Genomic DNA, 25,282 nt, shown 5'->3' with positions numbered 1-25,282 from the left:
GCGCTCGCTATAAGGGCGGCTTCGTGCAGACATAGACAATTCAAACCGGAGAAGGACCATCCTTTGACCGAACCGTCTGCTACGTTTCTGCTATTTGGCGCCACCGGGGATCTGGCGCGCCGGATGATCTTTCCCTCGCTCTACAATCTCCTGTCCGACGGGCTGCTGCCCGACGATTTCCTGATCATCGGCTCTGCCCGGTCCGACATGACGGATGACGCCTTCCGCGCGGAAATCGACGCGGCGCTGCGGCAATTCCTGCCCGCCGACCGCTATGATGCGGACATCGCGACGCGCTTCGCCGCGATGATCCGGTATCAGGCGGTCGAGGCCGGCAATGCCGGTCAGTTCGCAACGCTGGCCGATCGCATCGACGGCCGGCTGGAACGGGGCCTGTCGGTCTATCTGTCCACCCCGCCGTCGCTGTTCGCGCCGACCGCCCAGGGGCTGAGCGATGCCGGGCTGATCACGCCGACCACCCGGATCGCGATGGAAAAGCCGATCGGCAAGGATCTGGTCTCGTCCCGGCAAGTGAATGACGGCATCGGCCATCTGTTCGTGGAAGAACAGATTTTCCGCGTCGACCATTATCTGGGCAAGGAAACGGTCCAGAACCTCCTCGCCCTGCGCTTTGGCAACGTCATGTTCGAACCGCTGTGGAACGCCACCGCAATCGATCATGTCCAGATCACCGTTGGCGAGACGGTCGGGCTGGAAGGCCGCGTTTCCTATTATGACGGGGTCGGCGCGCTGCGCGACATGGTGCAGAACCACATGCTCCAGATCCTCTCGATCATCGCGATGGAACCGCCCGCCCGCATGGACCCGACCGCGGTGCGCGACGAAAAGGTCAAGGCGCTGCGCTCGCTCCGCGCGATGACGGCGGAAACGGTCAAGAGCCACAGCGTGCGCGGCCAATATACGCCCGGCGCGGTGCAGGGGCAGATCGTCACCGGCTATGCCGACGAACTGGGCCAGTCGTCCGACACCGAAACCTTCGTCGCCCTGAAGGCCTTTGTCGACAACTGGCGCTGGCAGGGCGTGCCCTTCTACCTGCGCACCGGCAAGCGGATGCCGACGCGCCAGTCCGAAATCGTGATCCAGTTCAAGCCGGTGCGCCACAGCATCTTCGGCCGTGACGGGCAGCATGGCGCGGGTGGCACGGGGCTGGAACCCAACACGCTGGTCATCCGTCTCCAGCCGGAGGAATATATCCGTCTCCAGATCATGACCAAGCGGCCGGGGCTGGAGCGGCAGGTGCATCTGGAAGAAGTGACGCTGGACGTGTCGCTGACCGCTGCCTTTGCCGGGCAGCGCCGCCGCATCGCCTATGAACGGCTGATCCTGGACCTGCTGGCCGGCGACCAGACGCTGTTCGTCCGCCGCGACGAGGTGGAGGCGCAATGGGCCTGGATCGACAGCATCATCGACGGGTGGAAAGAAGCGCATATGAAGCCCGCCGCCTATTCTTCGGGGAACTGGGGTCCGTCTGCGGCCATTGCCCTTATCGAACGCGACGGAGCAAGCTGGCATGACTGATCTTCACCCCGTAATCGCCAAGGTGACGGCGCGCATCATCCAGCGCAGCGCCGCATCCCGCCGCAAATATCTGGACCTGATCGAACGCGGCCGGGACGCCGGCACCAATCGTGATCAACTGTCCTGCGGCAACCTGGCCCATGGCTTTGCCGCGAGCGGCGAGGACAAGGCTGTCATCCGCACCGGCACGGCGACGAACATCGGCATCGTCACGTCCTACAACGACATGCTTTCCGCGCACCAGCCCTATGGCCGCTACCCGGAACAGATCAAGATCGCCGCGCGCGAAGTGGGCGCCACGGCGCAGGTGGCGGGCGGCGTGCCGGCCATGTGCGACGGCGTGACGCAGGGGCAGGCGGGCATGGACCTGTCGCTGTTCAGCCGCGACACCATCGCGCTGGGAACGGCCGTGGCGCTCAGCCACGCGATGTTCGAAGGGACGCTGCTGCTGGGCATATGCGACAAGATCGTGCCGGGCCTGCTGATCGGCGCGCTGCGCTTTGGCCATCTGCCCACCATCCTGATCCCCGCCGGGCCGATGCCATCGGGCCTCGCCAACAAGGAAAAGGTCCGCATCCGCCAGCTTTATGCCGAAGGGAAAGTCGGGCGCGAGGAATTGCTGGAGTCCGAAAGCGCCTCCTATCATGGCGCGGGCACCTGCACCTTCTACGGCACGGCCAACAGCAACCAGATGATGATGGAAATGATGGGCCTGCACATGCCGGGCGCCGCCTTCGTCAATCCGGGTACGAAACTGCGCAGCGAACTGACCCGCGCGGCCACGCATCGGGTGGCCGGCATTGGATGGAATGGCGATGACTATCGCCCGCTCGGCCATTGCGTCGATGAAAAGGCGATCGTCAACGCGATCATCGGCCTGATGGCGACGGGCGGCTCCACCAACCATGCGATCCATGTCCCCGCCATCGCGCGCGCGGCGGGCATCCATGTCGACTGGACCGACTTTGCCGAGATTTCGGATGTGGTGCCGCTCTTGGCGCGGGTCTATCCCAATGGATCGGGCGACGTGAATCATTTTCATGCGGCTGGCGGCATGGCCTATATCATCCGGGAATTGCTGGACAATGGCCTGCTGCATCGGGACATTATGACGGTCGCGCGCGCTGACCTGACCGACTATGGCAAGGAACCCGTGCTGGAGGATGAGGCGCTGCAATGGCGCGACGTGCCCGCCTCGCGCGACGACGCGATGCTGCGGCCTGTCGCCAATCCGTTCAGCGCCGATGGCGGCATGAAGCTGCTTCAGGGCAATCTGGGCCGCTGCGTCATGAAGGTGAGCGCGGTCGATCCGGTCCGCTGGACGATCGAGGCGCCCGCCGCCCTGTTCCACGATCAGGACGATGTGCTGCGCGCGTTCAAGGCGGGCGAACTGGAACGCGACGTTGTCGTCGTGGTCCGCTTCCAGGGGCCAAAGGCCAACGGCATGCCCGAACTGCACAAGCTGACCCCGGCATTGGGCGTGTTGCAGGATCGTGGGTTCAAGGTCGCGCTGCTGACCGACGGGCGCATGTCCGGCGCGTCCGGCAAGGTGCCTGCCGCCATCCACCTGTCGCCCGAAGCGCTGGGCGGCGGCCCGATCGCCAGGCTGCGCGACGGCGACATGGTGCGGGTCTGCGCGCAAACCGGCACGGTCGAGGCGCTGGTCGATGCCGCGACATGGGCCGCGCGCGACATGCCCGCCGCCCCGCCCCCGCCCTATGACACCGGCCGCGAACTGTTCGCTTTGTTCCGCCATCATAGCGACCTGGCCGAACAGGGCGCGTCGCCGATCCTGGCGGCGATGGAAAGCGAAGTCTAGGTGAGCCGCGCTCCTGCGCAGGCAGGAGCCCAGTTCGAAGCGCGGGACTGGGTTCCTGCCTTCGCAGGAACATGAAACTGGAAGTATCTATGACCGACATTATCGCCGCCGACATCGGCGGAACCAACGCCCGTTTCGCCCGCGCGTCGCTCGACGCGAAGGGGGTGCCGACACTGCGCACCGTACGCAAATACAAGGTCGCCGACTATCCCAGCCTCCAGGCATGCTGGGCCGCCTTTGCCGAGGATGAAAGGGCCGCCGGCCCCTTGCCCAGGGCCGCCTCGATCGCCTTCGCCACCGCGATCGGGCGGGACGTCATCAAGCTGACCAACAGCAATTGGGTGATCCGTGCCGACACGCTGGCCGATGATATCGGCGTCGACACCGTGCGGCTGGTCAATGATTTCGAAGCGGTCGCCCATGCCGTGTCGCGCCTGCCGGACGAAAACCTCCCGCTGCTGTTCGGCGAGGATCGCCCCTTCCCGCGCGACGGCGGCGTCACCATCCTTGGCCCCGGCACGGGCCTTGGCGTCGCGATGATCGCCTATGATGATGGCCATCCCCATGTCATCGCAACCGAAGGCGGCCATCTCGACTTCGCCCCGCTCGACCAGATCGAGGAAAAGATCCTCTCCTACCTGCGCGACAAGTTCCTGCGCGTGTCGACCGAACGGATCGTCTCCGGGCCGGGCCTCAACTATATCTACAAGGCGCTGGGCACCATCGGCCATGATCGCGTCATGCTGATGGAGGACCCCGAATTGTGGCAGGCGGCGCTGGAGGGCAGCGATCCCTTCGCCCGCGCCGCGCTGGAGCGCTTCTGCCTGTGCTACGGGTCGGTCGCGGGTGACCTGGCGCTGGCCCATGGCCCGCATGCCGTGGTGCTGGCCGGTGGCCTGACCCAGCGGATGCGCGACTTTCTGCCACACAGCGGGTTCCACACCCGCTTTACGGCCAAGGGCCGGTTCGAAAGCCTGATGGCGACCGTGCCGATCCGCATGGCCATCCACGATGAAATCGGCCTGTTCGGGGCCGCCGCCGCCTTCCGGGAGAAATAAGATGAGCAAGCTGACCGTCGAACAGGTGATGGCCCTGGCCCCGGTGATCCCGGTGCTGGTGGTCGACCGGGTCGAGGATACGCTGCCGATTGCGCGCGCCCTGGTCGCGGGCGGCCTGCCCGCGCTGGAGGTGACGCTGCGTACCCCCGCCGCGCTGGACGTGATCCGCGAAATGAGCCAGGTCGAGGGTGCCGTGGTCGGCGCGGGCACGGTGCTGAACCCGGCCCAGCTCGACGCGGCGATGGAGGCGGGGGCGCGCTTCATCGTCAGCCCCGGCCTCACCAAGCCGCTGGGCAAGGCGGCGATCGCGGCGAAAATCCCCTTCCTGCCCGGCACCGCCACGGCGGGCGACATCATGCGCGGCATGGACATGGGCCTCACCCACTTCAAATTCTTCCCCGCCGAAACATCGGGCGGCCTGCCCGCCCTGAAGGCGCTCGCCGCGCCGCTGCACACGGCGCGCTTCTGCCCGACCGGCGGCATCACCGCGCACAGCGCGCCCGAATGGCTGGCCCAGCCTTTCGTCACATGCGTCGGCGGCAGTTGGGTCGTGCCCAAGGGGCCGGTGGACGCGGCCAGGATAGAGGCGCTGGCGCGCGAAGCCGCCGCGCTGCCGCGATGAGGTTGCGCCCGGCGCCCGGCCGACCTAGATGCAGGGGCATGACACCGCGCCGCCTCCTCACCGCCCTGGCCCTGTTGCTGTCCGGCTGCGCCGGCGCGCCGCAAAGCTATCCCTCGCTCGCCAAGCGCCCGATCGAAAGCGCCCCGCTGGCGGAGGTCGCGCCGCCGCCCGCACCCGCGCCGGCCGACAGCGCCCTGTCGGCCGAAATCAGCCGCCATGTCGCGCAGGCGGACAAGGGCGCGGCCGGCTTCGACGCCGCGCTCGCCAGAGCGGACAAGGCGGTACGGGCCGCATCGGGCACATCGGTGTCGAGCGACGCCTGGGTCGCGGCGCAGGTTGCGATCAGCGCGCTGGAAGCCGCGCGCAACGACAGCGTATCGGCGCTGGCCAGCCTCGACACCCTCTATGTCACGCGCAGCAACGCCATCGCCGATGGCAAGGCCGCCGGCGGCCTGGACGACATCGCCGCCGCCCGCAGCGCCGCGCTGGCGCTGGTCGACCAGCAGAATGACCGCATCGACGCGATGAAGGCGCGATTGCCGCAACCGTGAGATTTACGGGGCGAACAGGCTGATCGCGACCCATATTTGCCGGTCACGATTTGACGTTGCGGTCATCAAAGCCGTCCCCTTCATCGCCGGAATATGCCGACCAGTTCGACATGGGTGGTCCAGCGGAACTGGCCCACCGGCCTCACGCTCTCCAGCATATAGCCCGCCGCCGTCAGATGCGCGGCGTCGCGCGCGAAACTGGCGGGATTGCAGGAGACATAGGCGATCAGCGGCACCTGCGACGCCGCCAGTTGCCCCACCTGCTCGCGCGCGCCCGCGCGCGGCGGGTCCAGCACCACGGCGGCAAAGCGGTTCAGCTCCTCCGGCGTCAGCGGGCGCCGGAACAGGTCGCGATGGTCCGCCGCCAGCCGCCGCTGCGCCAGGGCCGCGCCACGCTTGAGCGACAGGATCACCTCCCGCGCCCCCTCCGCCGCATAGACCGGCCGCCGGTCGCCCAACGCCAGGGCAAAGGTGCCCAGCCCGCAGAACAGATCGGCGATGGCGCCCGTGTCCGGCAACGCATCGCGCACCGCACCCACCAGCGCCGCCTCGCCATCGGGCGTCGCCTGCAGGAAGGAAAAGGGCGGAAAACCGACCGGCACCCCGCCAAAACTGACCGTCGCCGCTTCCGGCTCCCAGCGCGTCTGCGGCCCGTCCCCTTCATCGATGGTCAGCCGCGCCAGCCCGTGGGCGCGCGCGAAATCGCCCAGCCCCTCGTCCGCCGCAAGGCCCTCGACCTTCACCCCCTCCAGCAGCAGGTCGACGCCCTGGTCGATCAGCGACATGCGCACATGCGCCGCCCGCCTGTCCGGCAGGATCAGCGCCAGCAGATCGCGGAGCGGCGCGACCAGCGCAAACAGCCGGGGATCGAGCACCGCGCACATCTGAAGGTCGATCAGCGTGTGGCTGCCTTCCTCTGCGAACCCGATCGTCACGCGCCTGCCCGCCCGCGCCGCACGCAGCGACGCGCGCCGCCGCGTCATCGGCGGCGAGATATGGGACGGCATCACCGCCCCCGGCGTCACCCCCTGTCCCGCCAGCGCACCCGTCACCCGCGCCGTCACGAAATCGGCATAGCTCGCTTCGTCCAGATGCTGGAGCTGGCACCCGCCACAGGCCGGAAAATGGACGCAGGGGGGCACGGCATGATGCGGGCCGGGGATGACCGCGCCGTCCGGCCCGATCCGGTCGCCCGGCGCGGTCAGCGGGACATGGCGGCCATCGGCCGTGATCCCGTCGCCCCTGGCGGCGACGCGGAGGATGATGTTCGTATCGCTATCGGTCACAATCGCGCGGCGATAGCCGCTGGCAGCGCGCCAAGCAAATCATCCGCGACAAAGGCCGCCCCGGCCCGCCGCGCCGCCTCCCCATGCAGCCACACCGCCTCGCCCGCCGCGCGGAACGGATCGCCCGTCACCGCCAGCCGCCCGGCGCAAAGCCCGGCCAGCACATCGCCGGTCCCCGCGGTCGACAGCCAGGGCGACGCACCGCGCGCCACCGCCGCCCGCCCGTCCGGCGCGGCGATCACGCTGTCCGCGCCCTTATAGACGACAACCGCACCCGATTTGCGCGCCGCCGCCAGCGCCCGGTCGATCTTGCTGCCCGGCAGATCACCGAACAGACGCTGGAACTCGCCCTCATGCGGCGTCAGGATCGCGCCCGCCGGAATGCGTTCGATCGCACCCGCCAGCAGCATCAGCGCATCGGCATCCAGCACCGTCGGATGCCCCGCCGCCAGCGCGCGCGCCAGCCGCTGCGCCGCTTGCGCGTCGCGCCCCAGCCCCGGCCCGACCAGCAGCGCCCGGATGCGCGGATCGGTCAGATCATCCGCCGCTTGGCTCACGATCGCATGCGGGATCGCCTGCCCGGCCGCCGCGTGCAACCGCACCATGCCAGCGCCCGCATGCGCCGCCGCGCCCGCCGCCAGCGCCGCCGCGCCGGGCATCGCCCCGCCGACCACCGCCACCAGCCCCCGGCTATATTTATGCGCGCCCGCGTCCGGCGCTGCCAGCTTCGGCGCCGCCAGCCGCCGCACCGTGCCGGGCGTTGCGATGCCGATGTCGGCCAGCATCAGCCGCGCCACGACTCCCGCCGCCGGATGCAGCAGATGCGCGGGCTTGTAGGCGCCCAAGGCGATGCAGGTGCCAAATTGCGGCACGGCGGACAGGATCGCCCCGCTGTCCGTCTCCACCCCGCTCGGCAGGTCCACCGCATGGGTCAGCACCGCCGCCCCGGCCAGCGCGCAAAGCCGCGCCGCCACCCCTTCGTCCAGCCCCCGCGCCAGCCCGGTCCCGAATAAGGCATCGACCAGTTGCGTCGCGGGCGCGGCGGTCATCATATCCTCGACCGGCCCGGCCCAGGCCGCCCGCGCGCGCTGGCCCGACGGCGTGCGGCTCTCGCCCAGCGCCGCCACCCGCACCGGCACGCCATGGTCGCGCAAAATCCGCGCGATCACATAGCCATCGCCCCCATTATTGCCCGGCCCGCACAGGATCAGCGTGTCGCGCCGGTGCCCCGCGCGCCAGATGATCGCCGCCGCCGCCGCGCCGGCCGTCTCCATCAACCCATAATCATCCACGCCCGCGTCGAAAGCCGCCTGTTCCGCCGCGCGCATCTGCGCTGCGGTCAGCACTGGCCCGCCCACTATTGGCCCGCCCGTCACTGGCCCGCAATCTGGGCGGGCAAGCGATAGCGGTCGTCGCCGGCCGCCACCTCGATCTGCCGATCGCCCACGATCCTGAGCCTCGCCGGCTCGGCCCCGTCCGCCGCCTCCAGCCCGCGCCCGTCGGCCAGCACGCGAAAGCGCCGGAATCCGCCATCGGGGTGCCGGATGGTCAGCCTGTCGCCCGCCCGCTCGATCAGGCAATCATGCGCCCAATCGGTCGCATCGCCGGTGATGCAATCGGCCTTGCCATCATCGACCGGCGGCGCGGGCGCCGGCGTCGTGGTGGCGTCATTGCCCGCCCTGGGCGCGTCTCCATCGCACCCGGCCAGCGCAAGCGCCGCGACAAGAACAGCCATCCTCATGCCAATCGACTCCGGCATGCCAGCGCGACCGGCCCGATAATGTCGGCAAAGCGCCTCTGCCCCACGGCATCCCCCACCAGATCCTGCCGCATCTCGACCCCCAGATAGGGAATGCCATTGGCCTCCGCATGGCGGTTCATCGTCGCGTTGAGCAACTGCCCCGAATAGGGCAACTGGTCGCCGACCTTCAGCCCCGCCGCTTCCAGCAGGGGAATAGCGATCCGCGCCGCACGATCATCCTGATTGTAGAGGATGCCGATGTCCCACGGCCGCGCCTGCCCCGGATCGCTGGCAAGGCGCGGCGTGAAACTGTGGACCGACAGGATGAAGGGAGCCGTCATGCCGTCGATCAGCGCCGCCACCGCATGATGATAGGGGTGGTGAAAACGCCGCATCCGGTCCGCCAGGTCCGCGTCGCGATTGCCCGGAATGGCATGGCCGTCGCTCATCACCGGCAGCAGGCCAGGCGCATCCTCCTCGCGGTTCAGGTCGATCACCAGCCGCGACACCCCGCCCAATATCGCGGTGCACTGGAGCTGCGCGGCCAGCAGCGCGCTCACCTCCGCCACGCCGATATCGATGGCCACATGCTCTTTCAGCAGCGCCGCATCGATGCCCAGGTCGATATCGCCGGGCACATGCGCCGACGCATGATCGCCCACGATCAGCAGGTCGAGCGCGCCGCCGTCGATCCGGGTGAAAGCCTCGCTCATCCGTTCCTGATCCTCGTTTCCATCACCCACCAGCCCGGCTGCGCCCATCGGATCGCATCGGCCGCGCGCGCCATCGCCGCATCCTCGTCGAACAAGGCGAAACATGTCGCGCCCGATCCCGACATGCGCGCCAGCCGCACCCCCGGTGCCGCGCCCAACGCCGCCAGCACCGCCGCGATCACCGGGGCGACCGCCATCGCCGGCGGCTCCAGGTCGTTCCGCCCCGCCGCGACCAAGGCGTCCAGGCTCCCGGCATCCAGCGCGCCCCGGTCCTGCCGGTCCCATCCCGCAAAGACGCTGGCGGTCGACACGCCGACGCCCGGATTGACCAGCAGCATCGGCATCCCCGCCAGCCCCGCAACCGCATGCCGCACCAGTTGCTCGCCGCGCCCCGTCACCAACTGGGTCACGCTCGCGACGCAGGCCGGCACGTCCGATCCCAGGTCCAGCGCCAGCCCTGCCAGTTCCGCCGCGTCGATCCGCACATCCCACACCCGCGCCAACAGCCGCAGCGTCGCCGCCGCATCCGCCGACCCGCCGCCTATGCCCGACGCGACCGGCAGGGCCTTGGTCAGCCGGATCGCCGCGCCCCGCTGTTCGCCCAGATAGCATTGCAGCGTCCGCGCCGCCCGCACGACCAGATTGCCCGGCCCGGCCTCCAGCCCCGCGCCGAACGGCCCGTCGATCACCAGGTCGATCGCGCCATCGTCGCTCGCCTGCGCCTCCAGCCGGTCGCCATCGTCGGCGAACACGAACAGGCTTTCCAGCGCATGATAGCCATCCGCACGCCGCGCCCGCACATGCAGCGCGACATTGACCTTGGCATAGCCGATCTCGACCAGCCTGTCGGCTTCGGCCGCCGGTTCAGGGGGCTGCATATTCGGGTTTCAACCCTTCCTTGCTCTTGGCCGCCAGCCGCGCGGCGACTGCACCCTGCGCATAGACGGACGCCGCCGCCCAGGCATAGCGCGCTTCGTAACGGCGTCCCACACTCCACAGCGCATCGCCCAGATGCTCGTTGATCGTGCTGTCGGACGACGCACCTGCCGCCGCCTGCTCCAGCACCGGCACCGCCGCCGCCGCATCGCCGGTCACATATTGCGCCCAGCCAAGCGAATCGGTGATGGCCGCATCCTGCGGTTTCAGCGCATTCGCCTTCTTGATCAGTTCCAGCGCCGCCTTCACATTCTGCCGCCGCTCGATCTGCGCATAGCCCAGATAGTTGAGGATCAGCGGCTCGTTGGGCGCGATCCGCGCCGCCCGTTCCAGCACGACGCGCGCCTCGTCCCAGCGCCTGGCCTGATCCAGCGCCGTGCCTTCGAACAACAGCAGCGTCCAGGGCATCTGGTCGGGCGCATAGCCCGCCTGCGCCGCCCGGAATGCCGCTGCCGCGCCGATGAAGTCGCCGGTTTCGGCCAGCAACCGGCCCAGTCGCACCTGCCGCTCCGGCTCCGCGCCCGGTTCGGCGGCCTGCGCGCGCGCCAGCGTCAGCGCCGCCTCGCTGTTCCCCGCTCCCGCCAGCGCGTCGATCCGTTCCGCCTGCGCCAGTGGCGCGTACCAGCTTTGCGCCGGCACCCTGCCCGCTTCCTCGACCCCGCCGGCCGCATGGCCCTGCGCGGTCAGCAGACGCGCCGCGACGATATGCGCCTCCGCCCCGGCCGGATCGGCAAAGGTCGCCATCCGCGCCAGCCGCAGCGCCAGCGTGCCGCCGGCCGTATCCGACCCGACATCGACCGCCAGCCGCGACAGCAGCCGCGCAAAGCCCTGTGCCGGCGTCACCGCCGCGCCGGCCGCCTTCAGCCCCTTGCGCCTGTCGATGTCCGCGCGCGCCCGCACGAAACCCGCTTGCCCCACGGGCAGCAGCATCAGCGCCTCGGCCCGCGCGCCCTGCGCCGCCAACTGCCCGGCAAAGGCCAGCCGCAGCGCCGCGCCGTCACTGGCCCGCGCGCCCAGCGCCTTGCGGATCGCCGGCACTGCCGCCGCCATGTCGCGCCGCGCCAGCGCCTGCAACGCGCCATGTTCATCGGCGTAGCGCAGGCCCAGCGACGCGAAACGATCCCTGGTGTCGATCACCGGCGGGGCATAGCCGCCCTCGCCGATCGCGATCCAGCTTCGCACGATCGGCGCGATGAAGGCGAAATTGCCTTCCCCCGCCATCCGGTCGGTCAGCGCCTTCGCCCCCGCCCAGTCCTTGCGGCCCAGCGCCTCGCCGATCAGCAGCAGCGTGCCGTCGCGCGGCAACATGCCCGCCTGGTCCAGCAGCGCCGCCGACCGCAGCGCCAGCGCCTTGTCCCCGCTCTCCAGCCCCTGGACATAGGATCGGCGGGCGATCTCGATCCGCGCCGGGTCTTGCGTCAACGCCTCGCGATAACTCGCCACCGCCAGCCCCGCCGCGCCGTCGCCATCGGCCAGCCGCGCCCGCGCATAGGCGTGCAGCGGCCCGCGCGGATCGACCGACGCGCCGGCCGCCACCGGCGCGCCCATCAGGGCCAGCAGGATCAGACGCTTACATATTGGGATAGTTCGGTCCTCCGCCGCCTTCGGGCACGACCCAGTTGATATTCTGGGTCGGGTCCTTGATGTCGCACGTCTTGCAATGGACGCAATTCTGCGCGTTGATCTGGAACCGGGGATTGCCCTCTTCCTGACCGACCACCTCATAGACGCCTGCCGGACAATAACGCTGCGCCGGCTCGTCATAAAGGGGCAGATTATAGCGGATCGGGATCGACGGGTCTTTCAACTGGAGGTGGACCGGCTGGTCCTCCTCATGATTGGTGTTGCTCAGGAACACCGACGAAAGCCGGTCGAAGCTAACGACATTGTCGGGCTTGGGATAGGCGATCTTCTCGCACTGGTCCTTGCGCCACAGCTTCTCCGCGTCGGGCTTGTGCTTCATCGTGAAGGGCAGGCCGATCTTGAGCGTGCGCATCCACATGTCGATGCCCGCCAGCAGCGTGCCGATCGTGCCGCCGAACTTGGACAGCAGCGGTTCGGCATTCTTCACCAGCTTCAGCTCGTCCGCGATCCAGCTCGACCGCAGGCGCAGCTCATAATCGTCCAGCACGTCGCGCGCGCGCTCATTCTGGATCGCCTCGAACGCCGCCTCGGCCGCCAGCATCCCCGACTTCATCGCCGTATGCGTGCCCTTGATTCGCGGCACGTTGACGAACCCGGCCGAACAGCCGATCAGCGCGCCGCCGGGGAAGACCAGCTTGGGAATCGACTGCCAACCACCCTCGTTGATCGCCCGCGCGCCATAGGATATGCGGCGCCCGCCTTCGAGGAACTTGCGGATTTCCGGGTGCTGCTTCCAGCGCTGAAACTCCTCGAACGGGTAGAGATGCGGGTTGCGATAGCCCAGCCCGACCACAAAGCCCAACGCCACCTGGCCATTGGCCTGATGATAGAGGAACCCGCCGCCATAGGCATCGGTCAGCGGCCAGCCCTGGCTGTGGATAACCAGCCCCGGCTGGTGCAGCGCGGGGTCGATGTCCCACAATTCCTTCATGCCCAGGCCATAGACCTGCGGCTCGCACTCGGCGTCCAGCGCGAACTGGCGCTTCAGCACCTTGGTCAGGTGGCCGCGCGCGCCTTCGGCAAAGAAGGTATATTTCGCGTGCAGTTCCAGGCCGGGCTGATAGTCGCCCTTCTTCACCCCCTCACGGTCAACGCCCATGTCGCCGGTGGCGACGCCCTTCACGCTGCCATCCTCATGATAGAGGATTTCCGCCGCGGCAAATCCGGGGAAGATTTCCACGCCCAGCCCCTCGGCCTGTTCCGCCAGCCAGCGGCACAGATTGCCCAGCGACCCGGTATAGGTGCCCTTGTTGTGCATCCAGCCCGGCGTCATGATGTGCGGCATGGCCATCTTGCCGGTCCTGGTCAGGAACCAGTGCTGGTTGTCGGTGACGGGCGTGTCCGCCAGCGAACAGCCCATGTCGCGCCATTGCGGGAACAGTTCGTCGAGCGCCTTGGGATCGATCACCGCGCCCGACAGGATATGGGCGCCGATTTCCGACCCCTTTTCCAGCACGCACACGGCCAGTTCCTGTCCCGCATCGTTCGCCAGTTGCTTCAGCCGGATCGCCGCCGACAGGCCGGCAGGACCGCCGCCGACGATCACGATGTCATAGGGCATCGAATCCCGTTCGCTCATGTCTATCCCTCCAATATGCGCGACTGGCGGGCAGCATGCCTGTCTATCCAATCGCCGCATTACTCCAACCGTTTACCTGTCATGGCGATGAAGCAGCTTGACCACCTCGTCAACCTCTGGCCCAAGGAAAGACGATGCGGGGTTCAATGCAAGACAATGCGGCGCTGGCCGTCGACGCCTTCATGGCGTGGTGGCAGCTTGCCGGCGTGGACAGCGCCGTGGTGGAAACGCCGGTCAACTGGTTGCGCCCCATGCCGGCGGCGGCATCCGGCCTGCCGACAGGATCGCCCGCCGACCCCGCCGCACCGCCCAAGCCCAGGGATTTAGCGACCTTTCACCAATGGCTCGAAAGCGATTCCGCGCATCCTGAACGGCGCTGGCCGGCGCGGACCATCTATCCCGCCGGGGCGGCCGACGCCCCGCTCATGATCGTCACCGACATGCCCGACCCTGCGGATATCGACGCGGGCATCCTGTTTGCCGATCGGGCCGGCGCGCTGTTCGATGCGATGTTGCGCGCGATCGGCCTTGATCGCAGCCAGATTTATATCGCATCTCTGTTTTTTGCCCGGCCGCCCGGCGGCATGGTGGAGGCAGGCGACCTGACCGCCGTGGCCGCACGGATGCGCACCCATGTCCATCTCGCCCGGCCGCGCCGCCTGCTGCTGCTGGGCGACCGGACGATCCGTGCGCTGATGCCGACGGACGGTGACGCCCCGCCCGATAGTTTACGCGAATTTAATCATGATGGCGGCACTGTGCCTGCCGTCGCCACATTTCACCCGCGCCTGCTGCTCGGCCAGCCGGCGGCAAAGGCGGAATGCTGGCGCGTCCTGCAAAGCCTGATCGAGGAAGCCCGTCCGTGATTCGCGCCGCGACCCAGATTTCCCGTCTCGCCCTGATCGCCACGGGGCTGGCCGCAGCCATCCCGGCACAGGCCGAAAATGCCCCCGTCCTGCCCGCCGTCGCCTCCGCGCCGGCCTCCCCCCTGCAACTGAGCGACGGCGATAAGGCCCGCTATCGCGCCATCTTCTCCGCGCTGGCCGCCCAGCAATGGACCGACGCGCAGGCGATGATCGCCACGCTCGATCCGCAGGATGCGGTGCGCGCGCTGGCGTTGCAGGACTATTATCTTGCCAAGGGGTCGCCCAGAGTCGAACTGTTCGACCTGCTCGACCTCATCAACAAGGCTGCCTGGCTGCCCAAGGCCGACCAGCTTTCCCGCCTGGCGCAAAAGCGCGGCGCGACCATATTGCCCACCCTGCCGCAAATCCAGAAGATGGTCTGGCTGGGTTCCGCGCCGCGCCGCCAATATGTCGCCCCGACCAGAACCGATATGGCCGCACAGGCGCTCGCGGGACAGATCCAGACGTTCATCAAGAATGACGATCCGATCGGGGCCGAAGGGCTGCTCGCCACCGGCGAAGCCAATCTGACGCCCGAAGGGCTGACCGAAGTGCGCCAGCGCGTCGCCTGGGCCTATTATATCGAAAATGACGATGTGAACGCCCGGCGCATGGCCGCGCGCGCGCTCGAAACCCGCACCGGCGGCGACTGGAGCGTGCAGGCGCACTGGACCAACGGGCTGGCGTCATGGCGTCAGAATGACTGCCGCACCGCCGCCCCCGCCTTCGCCAATGTCGCCGCGCTCGCCTCCGATGCCGACATGCGCGCCGCCGGGGCCTATTGGGCCTCGCGCGCCTATATGGTCTGCGGCGAAGCGGAAAAGGTCGCCGCTTATCTGAAACAGGCCGCCCGCTCGGACGAGACATTCTACGGCCTGCTCGCCCGCGAATCGCTGGGCCTGCCGCTCGGCGGCGCGCCGGTCGGCGGCCGCTTCGGCGCGGCGGAGTGGAACAAGCTGAAATCCAGCCCCAACGCCCGCGCCGCGATCGTTCTGGCCGCGATCGGCGACAATGCCCGCGCCGACGAACTGCTCCGCTATCAGGCGAAGATCGGCGGCAGCGATCAATATGACGCGCTGCTGCGCCTCGCCAGCGCCCTCAATCTGCCCGCAACCCAGCTCTGGCTCGCCCATAATGGCCCGGCCGGCACCCAGCCGGGCAGCTTCGCCCGCTTCCCCGCGCCCGACTGGCGGCCCGATGGCGGCTGGCGGGTCGATCCCTCGCTGATCTACGCCCATACGCTCCAGGAATCGGGCTTCCGCTCCGATGTGGTCAGCAGCGCGGGCGCGCGCGGCCTGATGCAGGTGCGCCCCGGCACGGCGGGCGATGTGGGCCTCGCCAACCCCGCCCAACTGTTCGTGCCATCGACCAACATGGAATATGGCCAGCGCTACCTCGAATCGCTGCGTGACATGAGCGCGACGGGCGGCCTGCTGCCAAAGGTGATGGCCGCCTATAATGCCGGTCCCATGCCGGTCGAACGCTGGAACACGCAGGTCCATGACAAGGGCGATCCGCTGCTCTTCATGGAATCGCTGCCCTATTATGAAACCCGCGCCTATGTGAACATCGTCATGCGCAACTACTGGATGTACCAGATCCAGGCGAAGGGCAGCGCCGATTGCCTCACCGGCATGGCGCAGGGCCTGTGGCCGACCTTCCCCAATGCCAAGGGGGTGAAGCTGGTGCGCCTGAGCAAGGCCGATGGCCGCGGGTCCATGGGCGGCGGTTCCGACTGATGCCGATCGATGAAAGCCGGGCCTTCATCCCGGTGCGTATCGCCGTCCTCACCGTGTCGGACACGCGCGGCCTGGCCGATGACCGTTCCGGCGACGCGCTGGTCGAACGGCTGGAAAGCGCCGGCCATATCCTCGCCGCCCGCTATATCGAACGCGACGACCGTTCCGCCATCGTCGCCCGCCTCCATGCCTGGATCGACGATCCCGAAATAGACGTGATCCTCACCACCGGCGGCACCGGCGTCACCGGGCGCGATGTCACCCCCGAAGCGCTCGCCCAGGTGCGGGACAAGGACATTCCCGGCTTTGGCGAACTGTTCCGCTGGCTCAGCTATCAGAACATCGGCACCTCCACCATCCAGTCCCGCGCCACCGCCTGCGTCGCGCGCGGCACCTATATCTTCGCGCTGCCCGGCTCGACCGGCGCGGTGAAGGATGCCTGGGACGGCATCCTCGTCACCCAGCTCGACAGCCGCTTTCGCCCCTGCAATTTCGTGGAACTGATGCCGCGCCTGACCGAACGCTGAGGCTGCGCCATCGATTCATTAGTTCGCTAACTAATGAAAATCGCAAAAGCGATTCAAGCTGTACCACTCGTTGTATCACTTGACCTCATGTTCTTGATATGTTCCAATGCCCCATGGCGATCGAAAAGGGCAGAGGCGCAACGCAGAACGGGGAAAGCCACCGCTTCAACCTGCCCCGGCGGGAGGCCGACGGCGACTGGCTGGACATGGCGGAGGCGCTGGACGGCCCGCTGCCCCGCACCCGGACCCAGGTGACGGTCGAACGCCCCCGCACCATCCTGACCCGCAACACCAGCCCCGACATCGGCTTTTCCCAGTCGATCAATGCCTATCACGGCTGCGAACATGGCTGCATCTATTGCTTCGCCCGGCCGTCCCATGCCTATCACGACCTGTCGCCCGGCCTGGACTTCGAAACGAAGCTCTTCGCCAAGCCGGACGCCGCGACCCTGCTCCGCGCCGAACTGTCGAAGCGCGGCTATGCCGTCGCGCCGATCGCCATGGGCACCAATACCGATCCCTATCAGCCGATCGAAAAGGACTGGCGGATCACGCGGCAGATATTGGAATTGCTGGTCGAAACCCGGCATCCAACCTTCATCACCACCAAGTCCGACCGTATCCTGCGCGACATCGACCTGCTGGCCGACCTGGCCCGCGACGGCCTTGTCGCGGTGATGCTCTCCGTCACCAGCCTCGACCCCGCTATCGCCCGCACGCTCGAACCGCGCGCGCCCCATCCGCAGCGACGGCTCGACGCGATCCGCACACTGGCCGACGCCGGCATCCCCGTCACCGCCAGCATCTCCCCCGTCATCCCCGCCATCACCGACCATGAAATCGAGGCGCTGGTCGCCCGCGTCGCGCAGGCCGGCGCGCGCGATGTCCTCTATATCCCCGTCCGCCTGCCGCACGAAGTCGCGCCCCTGTTCCGCGCCTGGCTCGACGCGCACTATCCCGACCGCGCGGGCAAGGTGATGACGATCATCCGCGACATGCGCGGCGGCCGCGACAATGACCCGAATTTCGGCACCCGGATGCGGGGTCAGGGCGTCTGGGCCGACCTCATCCGCGCCCGCTTCATCAAGGCCCGCAGGCGCGCCGGCCTCGACGGCGACCGCCTCATCCTGCGCACCGACCTCTTCCGCCCGCCCGAAGGCGCGCAGATGCGGTTGTTATGAGGCTTTGTTTTTCATCACCCCACCAACCGCATCGCCGTCCGCCGCGTCCGCGTCCTGTAGCCGTCCGCCTTCACGTCCATCCGCTCGAAACGATGGATCGACAGCCCCCTGATCGTCGCGATCGCGTCCACCTGGTCCGCGCCCAGGCTGAACCTGTCGCCCAGAAAGACCCGCGCCGCCTGCCCGTCGCCCACCGGCGCGCGCAGGAACACCTCGCTGCGCCCGCCATCGGCATCCGCCAGCAGCAGCGCCAGCGCCTCCACCGCCTGCGGCGTCTCCACATCGACCGTCAGTTCCATCCGCGACGCGCTGGCGATTGCCCGGAACGGTTCGACCCCCCGCACCGTGACGCGCGGCGTTTCCTCGCCCGGCAGCCGGTCCAGTTCCACCACCAGCAGCGCGCAATCGCCATCAGCCGCCAGTTCCTCGATCGCCTTGCACGCGCCCTCATCGAAGCAACTCGCCTGAAACTGGCCGCTCTGGTCGGAGAAGGTCGCATTGGCGTAGCGCGCCCCGCGTTTGGTTTCGCGCCAACGCACATCTTCCACCATCGCCGCCATGATCGTCATCGCCCGCCCTTCGGCGTTGGGCGCGGGCATCGGCGCCTGACACACCGCGCCATAGCTGCGCGCGCCCCGCGCTTCGGCCAGATGCCTGTAGCGGTCAACCGGATGGGCCGAGAAATAGAAGCCGAACGCCTCCTTCTCCTGCGCCATGCGGTCCGCCACGGTCCAGGCCTGATGCGGTGGCACACGCACATCGGCATGGGGCGTTTCAACGTCGCCGAACAGTCCGCCCTGCCCGCTTTCGCGTGCCTGCGCATTGCTCGACGCGACCGACAGGATGGTTTCCGCCGCCGCATGAACCCCCGCACGGTCGGGATGGATGCCGTCGAACGCCCCCGCCGCCGCCAGGCTTTCCAACTGCCGCCGGTTGAGCAGGCGCGGCTCGATCCGGTCGGCGAAATCGTCCAGGCTCTTGAACGGCCCGGCCGCCTCGCGCTCGGCGACCAGTTGCTCCATCGCCTTCTCGCCCACGCCCTTCAGCCCTCCCAGCGCATAGCGCACGGCAAAGCCCAGTCGCTTGTCCTCGCCCTCGCACGGCACCGGCTCTACGGTGAAGTCGGCCTGGCTGCGGTTGAGGTCGGGCGGCAGACAGGTCAGCCCCATGCGTCGCATGTCGTCGACGAACACGGTCAGCTTGTCGGTCAGATGGATGTCGAAGGCCATCGAGCCAGCATAGAATTCGGCGGGATAATGCGCCTTGAGCCAGGCCGTCTGATAGGCCAGCAGGGCGTAGGCGGCGGCGTGCGACTTGTTGAAGCCATAGCCGGCGAACTTGTCGATCAAGTCAAACAGCTCGTTGGCCTTGGCGGGCTTGATGTCGCTGGCCGCGCAGCCCTCCACGAAGCGGGAACGCTGGGCGTCCATCTCCGCCTTCACCTTCTTGCCCATCGCGCGGCGCAGCAGGTCGGCGTCGCCCAGCGAGTAGCCCGCCAGGATCTGCGCGGCCTGCATCACCTGTTCCTGATAGACGAAGATGCCATAGGTTTCTTCGAGGATCGGTTTCAGCAGGATGTGGGGATATTCAATCTCCTCCTGCCCGTTCTTGCGCCGCCCGAACATCGGGATATTGTCCATCGGGCCGGGGCGGTAGAGCGAAACGAGCGCGATGATATCGCCGAAATTGGTCGGTCGCACCGCCGCCAGCGTCTTGCGCATCCCTTCCGATTCCAGCTGGAAAACGCCCACCGTATCGCCACGCTGGAGCAGGTCATAGACCGCGCTGTCATCCCAGGCGAGCGTATCCAGGTCGATCGTCACCCCCCGCGCGCTGAGCAACTGCACCGCCTTCTGCAACACCGACAGCGTCTTGAGACCCAGGAAGTCGAACTTCACCAGCCCCGCGCCCTCGACATATTTCATGTCGAACTGCGTCACCGGCATGTCCGATCGCGGATCGCGATAGAGCGGCACCAGTTGCTGCAACGGCCGGTCGCCGATCACCACGCCCGCCGCATGGGTGGAACTGTGGCGCGGAAAGCCCTCCAGCTTCATCGCATAGTCGATCAGGCGGCGGACCTGCGCGTCATTGTCATATTCCGCCTTGAACTCCGACACGCCGTTCAGCGACCGCTCCAGCGTCCAGGGATCGGTCGGATGGTTCGGCACCAGCTTGGCGAGCCGGTCGACCTGGCCATAGCTCATCTGAAGCACGCGGCCAGTGTCCTTGAGCACCGCGCGGGCCTTCAACTTACCGAAGGTGATGATCTGCGCCACATGGTCCGCGCCATATTTCTGCTGGACGTAACGGATCACCTCGCCCCGCCGGGTTTCGCAGAAATCAATGTCGAAGTCGGGCATCGACACACGTTCCGGGTTCAGGAATCGTTCGAACAGCAGGCCCAGTTGCAGCGGATCGAGATCGGTGATCGTCAGCGCCCAGGCGACCAGCGACCCCGCGCCCGAACCACGGCCCGGTCCCACCGGAATGTCATGGTCCTTCGCCCATTTGATGAAGTCGGCCACGATCAGGAAGTAGCCGGGGAACCCCATCTGGATGATGATGTCCGTCTCGAACGTCAGCCGCTCATAATAGGGCGCACGCGCCTCCTCCGTGACGATCCCGGCCCTGGCCAGCCGCATCTCCAGCCCGGCGCTCGCCTGATCGCGCAGCATCCGCGCTTCACCCTCGATATCGCCGGCCAGGCTGGGCAGGATCGGCTTGCGCTTGGGCGCGGCGATGGCGCAGCGCTGCGCCACGACCAGCGTGTTGGCCAGCGCTTCGGGCAAATCGTCGAACAATCGCTTCATCTCGGCCGCCGGCTTCATCCAGGCGTCGGGCGAGCTGGTGCGGCGATCGGGCATGTCGACATAGGCGCTGTCGGCGATGCAGAGCATCACGTCATGGGCCGCGTGGAAATGCGGTTCGGCAAAGCAGGTCGGGTTGGTCGCTACCAAAGGCAGATCGCGGGCATAGGCCAGGTCGAGCAGATGCGGCTCCGCCTTGCCCTCCACCGGGTCCAGCCGACGGCAAATCTCGATAAAGAGCCGCCCCGGAAACAGCGCCTCCAGTCGTTCGACATAGGCGATCGCCGCGTCGGGTTGATCCTCCGCGAACAGCCGCGCCAAAGCGCCCTCGCCACCCGCCGTCAGCGCGATCACGCCATCGGTCCGCCCCGCCAGCGCCTCGATCGTCACATGCGGCACCTCCTCGACCGGCCGGTCCAGATGCGCCATCGATACCAAGGCGCAGATATTGTCATATCCGGTCGCATCCTGCGCATAGAGCGCCAGCCAGTCATGCACTTGAGCCGCATTGGCCGGCCGGCCCGGCCGCAACACGCCCAGCATCGCGCCGATGACCGGCTGCACCCCTTCATCCTTGCAGGCGTCGGAAAAGGCCATCGATCCGTAAAGGCCGTTGCGATCCGTGATGGCAGCCGCGGGGAAACCCAGCGCCTTGGCCTGTTTCGCGATCTTCTTGGGATCGATCGCCCCTTCGAGCATGGTGAAGGAGGAAAAGACGCGAAGCGTGACGAAGGGGGCATGGGGCATGGGGTCAATCTAGGCACCCCGGATGATTCGGCCCAGCCCCCCAGGGACGAAATCTGTGGGTAATCCGTTCCGGCGCAGTCTTAAGCAATTGCCAACGACTGCGGCTTATCCTTTGCCGGTCATGCGCCTCTCCACCATCACCAACTGGGCCTATGGGGCCACCGTCGCCCTCACCCTCGCTTCCGGGACCACGATGCTGATGGCGTCCAGCGCGGAAGAAACCGAGCGCGCCGCCGTTGCCCAGCGTTCGACGTTCGACCAACTCACCGCCACGCTGGAAGAGGATGTCTATCGCCTCACCGAACAGGCACGCGGCTTCGTCATCACCAGCGATCCCAGCCATCTGATCGCCTATCGTCGCGAAAAGGCCGCGTTGAAGTCAGTCGAGGCACGGATCACACATCTGCGCGATGCGGGCGCCAGCGAAGGCGAGCTGGCCGCCCTGCGCCAGGCGCTGCACTGGACCGATGCCCTGACCGATGAACAGCAGGCCGCGATCAGCGCCATGCAGGCCGGCGATGACAGGACAGCCCGGACGATCCTGTTCGGTGACGAATATGGCCGCGAACTCGACCGGGTCGCCGCGCAGGTCGGCAAATTCCAGTATATGCTGGACCAGCGCACCGACCATGCCGTCGCCCGGTCGACCGACACCGCGCGTCAATGGCGCACCATGTCGGAAATCATGCTGGGCATCACCGCCCTCCTGTTCCTGTGCGTGCTCTATTTCGTCCTGAAACAGCGCATCCTGCGCCCGGTCGTGCGGCTGAGCGACGTGGTCACGCGCCTCGCCGCGCAGGATTATGACGCCATCCCGCCCGATTCGAACCATGCCGACGAAATTGGCGACATGGCGCAGGCCATCCGCATCTTCCGCGAAAACGGACTGGAGCGGCAGCGGCTGGAGCAGGAACGCGACGCCGACCGGACCATGCGCGACCTTCTCTCACGCCTGACCCAAAGGCTCCAGGGCTGCGACAGCGTCAACGATCTGGTCGATGTCGTGCGCCGTTTCGCGCCTGAAATCGCGCCAGATTTTCCCGGCCGCCTCTATATCCACGACAATCACCGCAACGCCATGACGCAGGCGTGCGACTGGCTTTCGCCGACCTGTTCCCGGATCGAATTCCCGCCATCGGCCTGCTGGGCGCTGCGACGCGGCCAGACCCATCGGCCCGCCGGCGAGATGGTCGACATTCCCTGTGAACATCTGGGCGCGTCCAATAGCATCAGCACCATCTGCATCCCGTTGGCCGCGCAAAGCGAAAGCATCGGCATGCTCTATTATGAAGAACCTGCCGGCGCGAGCGCAAGCCATCTGGAGCGGACGGGCAAATATCTGGAAATGCTGGCGGAAAATATCGGGCTGGCGCTCGCCAACCTGCGCCTGCGCGATGCGTTGCGCGACATGGCGATGGCCGATGCCCTGACCGGCCTGCCCAACCGTCGCCAGTTCGACATCATGCTCCAGACGCTGGTGGGCGAAGCGGAGCGCACCGCCGCACCGCTCGTCTGCCTGATGGTGGATATCGACCATTTCAAGCGGTTCAACGACACATATGGCCATGACGCGGGCGATGCCGTGCTGCGCGCGGTCGGCGGCGTGCTGGCCGAATCGCTGCGCGAAAACGGCCATGCCTTTCGTCTGGGCGGCGAAGAATTCGTCGTGCTGATGCCGGGCTTCAGCCTCGATCAGGCGCTGGGCCGCACGATGCAGATCCAGCGGCGCATCCAGGACCTGCGCCTCGACCATCGCGGCAAGGAACTGGGCGCGATCACCGCCAGCTTCGGGCTGGCGGCCTTCCCGGACCATGGCCGGGCCGACCGCCTGATGCAGACCGCCGACGCCGCGCTGCTGCGCGCCAAGACCGAAGGGCGGGACCGCATCCTCGTCGCGACCGTGCGGGACGGCGCTTCGGCGGCGGCCTAAGCCCCCTCCAGCACCCCTTCATGCAGCCGGACCACCCGGTCCATCTTCTGCGCCAGCCGTTCATTATGGGTCGCGACCAGCGCGGCCGACCCTTCATGCCGCACCAGCCGCAGAAATTCGCCCAGCACCACGTCGGCGGTGCGCTCGTCCAGATTGCCGGTCGGTTCGTCCGCCAGCACCAGCGCCGGCCGGTTGGCCAGCGCGCGGGCAACCGCCACCCGCTGCTGCTCGCCGCCCGACAACTGGCTGGGCCGATGATCCAGCCGGTGGCCAAGGCCCAGTGCGGTCAGCAGCGCCTCCGCTCGCGCCTTCGCCGCCGCCATCTCCACGTCGCGGATCACCTGCGGCAGGATGACATTTTCGGTCGCGTTGAAATCGGGCAGCAGATGATGGAACTGATAGACGAAGCCCAGCGCATCGCGGCGCAACCGGGTGCGGCCGTCATTGTCCAGCTTCGCCGCTTCCTCCCCGGCGATGCGGATCGATCCTTCGAACCCGCCTTCCAGCAGGCCGACCGCCTGCAACAGCGTCGACTTGCCAGAGCCCGACGGCCCCAGCAGCGCGACGATCTCGCCGGGGCCGACCGCCAGGTCAATGCCGCGCAGCACGTCGATCGTGACGTCGCCCTGGGTGAAGCTGCGGGCAAGGCCCGTGACCTTCAATATGTCATTCATAGCGCAGCACCTGGACCGGATCGGTGTTGGCGGCCTTGAAGGCCGGGTAGAGCGTGGCAAGGAAGCTGAACAGCAGCGCCATCACGCAGATGGTGACGATCTCCACCGGATCGGCCTTGGACGGCAATTCGGTCAGGAAACGGATCGACGGGTCCCACAGATTCTGCCCCGTCACGAACTGGATCGCATTGACCATGCTCTGGCGGAAGAAGAGGAAGGTGAAGCCCAGCACGATCCCGGCCGCCGTCCCCAGCGTGCCGATGGTCACGCCCACCGTCATGAAGATGCGCACCAGGCCCGCCCGGCTCGCCCCCATGGTCCGCAGGATCGCAATGTCGCGCGTCTTGGCACGCACCAGCATGATAAGGGACGACAGGATATTGAACACGGCCACCAGAACGATGATGGACAGCACCACGAACATGGCCACCCGTTCCACCGCCAGCGCCTCGAACAATGAACTGTTCATCTGCCGCCAGTCGGTGATGACGGCCCGGCCCGCGACCTTGCCCGCCAGCGGTTCCAATATCTGCCCGACCCGGTCGGCATCAACCGTCTCCACCTCGATCATGCTGACGACATCGCCCATCAGCAGCAATGTCTGCGCGTCCTCGATCGGCATGACCACGAACGCCTTGTCATAATCATAGATGCCGACCTCGAAGATCGCCGCGACCTGATACCCCACCTCGCGCGGGACCGTGCCGAACGGAGTGGCGCGACCCGACGGGTTGTAGATGGTCAGCGTGTCGCCGATCTGGAGGCCCATATTCTCGGCCAGCCGCGACCCGATCGCCACCTTGCCGCTATTGGGCGTCAGGGCGTTCAGGCTGCCACCGATGATCTTGCCCTTCATCGTCTTGTTGTCGCGAATGTCCGCGACAGTCATGCCGCGCACCAGCGCCGGTTCGAACCGGCCCTGGAAAATCGCGCCCAATGGCTGCTCGATCATCGGCGTGGCGCTGGTGACGCCGGGCGTTGCCCGCGCCTGCTTGAGCACCGATTGCCAGTCGGGCAGCCGCCCGCCATAGCCCTGCACCACGGCATGGCCATTGAGGCCGACGATCTTGTCGAACAGCTCGGCGCGAAAGCCGTTCATGACGCTCATGACGATGATGAGCGCGGCGACACCCAGCATGACCGCGGCCAGGCTGATGCCGGCGACCAGGAAGATAAAACCCTCCCCCTTGCCCGGCAGCAGGTAGCGTTTGGCGATCATGCGTTCGTAACGGGATAGAATCATGTGGCGCTGACGGCCCTTCGATAGTGATGTGGATGCGG

Annotated in this window: 20 protein-coding genes; 10 read left to right on the top strand and 10 right to left on the bottom strand. The window is 67.5% G+C overall.

The annotated features are described in order from the left end of the window. The first annotated feature begins 63 nt into the window (after positions 1 to 63). The 5 genes from zwf (at position 64) to Q4610_RS09400 (ending at position 5,589) form a co-directional block, all read left to right on the top strand. On the top strand, positions 64 to 1,539 hold the full coding sequence (gene zwf / locus Q4610_RS09420) for a glucose-6-phosphate dehydrogenase (RefSeq protein ID WP_304535694.1): 1,476 nt from the start codon (positions 64 to 66) through the stop codon (positions 1,537 to 1,539). After that, the gene (gene edd, locus Q4610_RS09415; protein ID WP_304535693.1) at positions 1,532 to 3,358 is read left to right on the top strand and encodes a phosphogluconate dehydratase; all 1,827 of its coding nucleotides are present in this window, start codon (positions 1,532 to 1,534) and stop codon (positions 3,356 to 3,358) included. Before zwf ends, edd begins: the two co-directional genes overlap by 8 nt. Positions 3,359 to 3,447: 89 nt before the next feature. Continuing rightward, entirely contained in the window at positions 3,448 to 4,416 is a 969-nt protein-coding gene (gene glk, locus Q4610_RS09410) for a glucokinase (protein WP_304535692.1), read from the top strand. 1 nt (position 4,417) lies between these two features. Then, positions 4,418 to 5,038 carry a bifunctional 4-hydroxy-2-oxoglutarate aldolase/2-dehydro-3-deoxy-phosphogluconate aldolase gene (gene eda / locus Q4610_RS09405; RefSeq protein WP_304535691.1) on the top strand — a complete coding sequence of 207 codons (621 nt, stop codon included), beginning with the start codon at positions 4,418 to 4,420 and terminating at the stop codon, positions 5,036 to 5,038. Positions 5,039 to 5,076: 38 nt separating this feature from the next. Continuing rightward, on the top strand, positions 5,077 to 5,589 hold the full coding sequence (locus Q4610_RS09400; RefSeq protein WP_304535690.1) for a hypothetical protein: 513 nt from the start codon (positions 5,077 to 5,079) through the stop codon (positions 5,587 to 5,589). A gap of 80 nt (positions 5,590 to 5,669) precedes the next feature. Here Q4610_RS09400 and Q4610_RS09395 read toward each other — a convergent pair whose 3' ends face one another. The 7 genes from Q4610_RS09395 to Q4610_RS09365 are packed head-to-tail and all read right to left on the bottom strand — an operon-like array spanning position 5,670 to position 13,488. Beyond that, positions 5,670 to 6,875, bottom strand: coding sequence for a class I SAM-dependent RNA methyltransferase (locus tag Q4610_RS09395; RefSeq protein ID WP_304535689.1), 1,206 nt, complete (start codon positions 6,873 to 6,875; stop codon positions 5,670 to 5,672). Further along, positions 6,872 to 8,236: an NAD(P)H-hydrate dehydratase gene (locus tag Q4610_RS09390; protein ID WP_304535863.1), complete on the bottom strand. Its 1,365-nt coding sequence runs from the start codon at positions 8,234 to 8,236 to the stop codon at positions 6,872 to 6,874. The genes Q4610_RS09395 and Q4610_RS09390 overlap by 4 nt, the downstream gene beginning before the upstream one ends. Positions 8,237 to 8,247: 11 nt before the next feature. Further along, the gene (locus Q4610_RS09385; RefSeq protein WP_425262550.1) at positions 8,248 to 8,610 is read right to left on the bottom strand and encodes a hypothetical protein; all 363 of its coding nucleotides are present in this window, start codon (positions 8,608 to 8,610) and stop codon (positions 8,248 to 8,250) included. A 2-nt stretch (positions 8,611 to 8,612) separates the two neighbouring features. After that, positions 8,613 to 9,329, bottom strand: coding sequence for an N-formylglutamate amidohydrolase (locus tag Q4610_RS09380; protein WP_304535687.1), 717 nt, complete (start codon positions 9,327 to 9,329; stop codon positions 8,613 to 8,615). Next, on the bottom strand, positions 9,326 to 10,207 hold the full coding sequence (locus tag Q4610_RS09375; protein WP_304535686.1) for a 4-(cytidine 5'-diphospho)-2-C-methyl-D-erythritol kinase: 882 nt from the start codon (positions 10,205 to 10,207) through the stop codon (positions 9,326 to 9,328). Before Q4610_RS09375 ends, Q4610_RS09380 begins: the two co-directional genes overlap by 4 nt. Next, positions 10,194 to 11,813 carry a tetratricopeptide repeat protein gene (locus Q4610_RS09370; RefSeq protein WP_304535685.1) on the bottom strand — a complete coding sequence of 540 codons (1,620 nt, stop codon included), beginning with the start codon at positions 11,811 to 11,813 and terminating at the stop codon, positions 10,194 to 10,196. The genes Q4610_RS09375 and Q4610_RS09370 overlap by 14 nt, the downstream gene beginning before the upstream one ends. Positions 11,814 to 11,835: 22 nt before the next feature. Continuing rightward, positions 11,836 to 13,488, bottom strand: a complete 1,653-nt coding sequence (locus Q4610_RS09365) for an electron transfer flavoprotein-ubiquinone oxidoreductase (protein WP_304535684.1) — start codon at positions 13,486 to 13,488, stop codon at positions 11,836 to 11,838. A 134-nt stretch (positions 13,489 to 13,622) separates the two neighbouring features. On the opposite strand from Q4610_RS09365, the gene Q4610_RS09360 reads away from it, so the two are divergent. The 4 genes from Q4610_RS09360 to Q4610_RS09345 all read left to right on the top strand — a co-directional run bounded on the left by Q4610_RS09360 (position 13,623) and on the right by Q4610_RS09345 (position 17,840). Then, the gene (locus tag Q4610_RS09360) at positions 13,623 to 14,354 is read left to right on the top strand and encodes a uracil-DNA glycosylase family protein (protein WP_304535683.1); all 732 of its coding nucleotides are present in this window, start codon (positions 13,623 to 13,625) and stop codon (positions 14,352 to 14,354) included. Continuing rightward, the gene (locus Q4610_RS09355; protein ID WP_304535682.1) at positions 14,351 to 16,132 is read left to right on the top strand and encodes a lytic transglycosylase domain-containing protein; all 1,782 of its coding nucleotides are present in this window, start codon (positions 14,351 to 14,353) and stop codon (positions 16,130 to 16,132) included. Before Q4610_RS09360 ends, Q4610_RS09355 begins: the two co-directional genes overlap by 4 nt. Beyond that, complete coding sequence (moaB, locus tag Q4610_RS09350; protein WP_304535681.1) at positions 16,132 to 16,659, top strand: molybdenum cofactor biosynthesis protein B; 528 nt, start codon at positions 16,132 to 16,134, stop codon at positions 16,657 to 16,659. Before Q4610_RS09355 ends, moaB begins: the two co-directional genes overlap by 1 nt. Positions 16,660 to 16,772: 113 nt before the next feature. Next, a complete protein-coding gene (locus Q4610_RS09345) occupies positions 16,773 to 17,840 on the top strand; it encodes a PA0069 family radical SAM protein (RefSeq protein WP_304535680.1) in 1,068 nt (355 codons plus the stop codon). Between the two features lie 14 nt (positions 17,841 to 17,854). Here the strand turns inward: Q4610_RS09345 and dnaE are convergent, their stop codons facing one another. Beyond that, positions 17,855 to 21,397 carry a DNA polymerase III subunit alpha gene (gene dnaE, locus Q4610_RS09340; RefSeq protein ID WP_304535679.1) on the bottom strand — a complete coding sequence of 1,181 codons (3,543 nt, stop codon included), beginning with the start codon at positions 21,395 to 21,397 and terminating at the stop codon, positions 17,855 to 17,857. 121 nt (positions 21,398 to 21,518) lie between these two features. Here dnaE and Q4610_RS09335 point away from each other — a divergent pair, with 121 nt between their 5' ends. After that, complete coding sequence (locus tag Q4610_RS09335; protein ID WP_304535862.1) at positions 21,519 to 23,327, top strand: diguanylate cyclase; 1,809 nt, start codon at positions 21,519 to 21,521, stop codon at positions 23,325 to 23,327. On the opposite strand, the gene Q4610_RS09330 is transcribed toward Q4610_RS09335, so the two are convergent. Together Q4610_RS09330 and Q4610_RS09325 are read right to left on the bottom strand one after the other, a co-directional pair. Then, positions 23,324 to 24,001 (bottom strand): ABC transporter ATP-binding protein, encoded by a 678-nt coding sequence (locus Q4610_RS09330; protein WP_304535678.1) that lies wholly within the window; start codon positions 23,999 to 24,001, stop codon positions 23,324 to 23,326. The genes Q4610_RS09335 and Q4610_RS09330 overlap by 4 nt on opposite strands. Beyond that, on the bottom strand, positions 23,994 to 25,244 hold the full coding sequence (locus tag Q4610_RS09325; RefSeq protein ID WP_304535677.1) for a lipoprotein-releasing ABC transporter permease subunit: 1,251 nt from the start codon (positions 25,242 to 25,244) through the stop codon (positions 23,994 to 23,996). Before Q4610_RS09325 ends, Q4610_RS09330 begins: the two co-directional genes overlap by 8 nt. Positions 25,245 to 25,282: the final 38 nt, after the last annotated feature.

This window comes from Sphingobium cyanobacteriorum (genome assembly GCF_030580935.1).
In the GTDB taxonomy this organism is placed as follows: domain Bacteria; phylum Pseudomonadota; class Alphaproteobacteria; order Sphingomonadales; family Sphingomonadaceae; genus Sphingobium; species Sphingobium cyanobacteriorum.
This window is presented reverse-complemented; position numbering and strand designations above follow the sequence as displayed.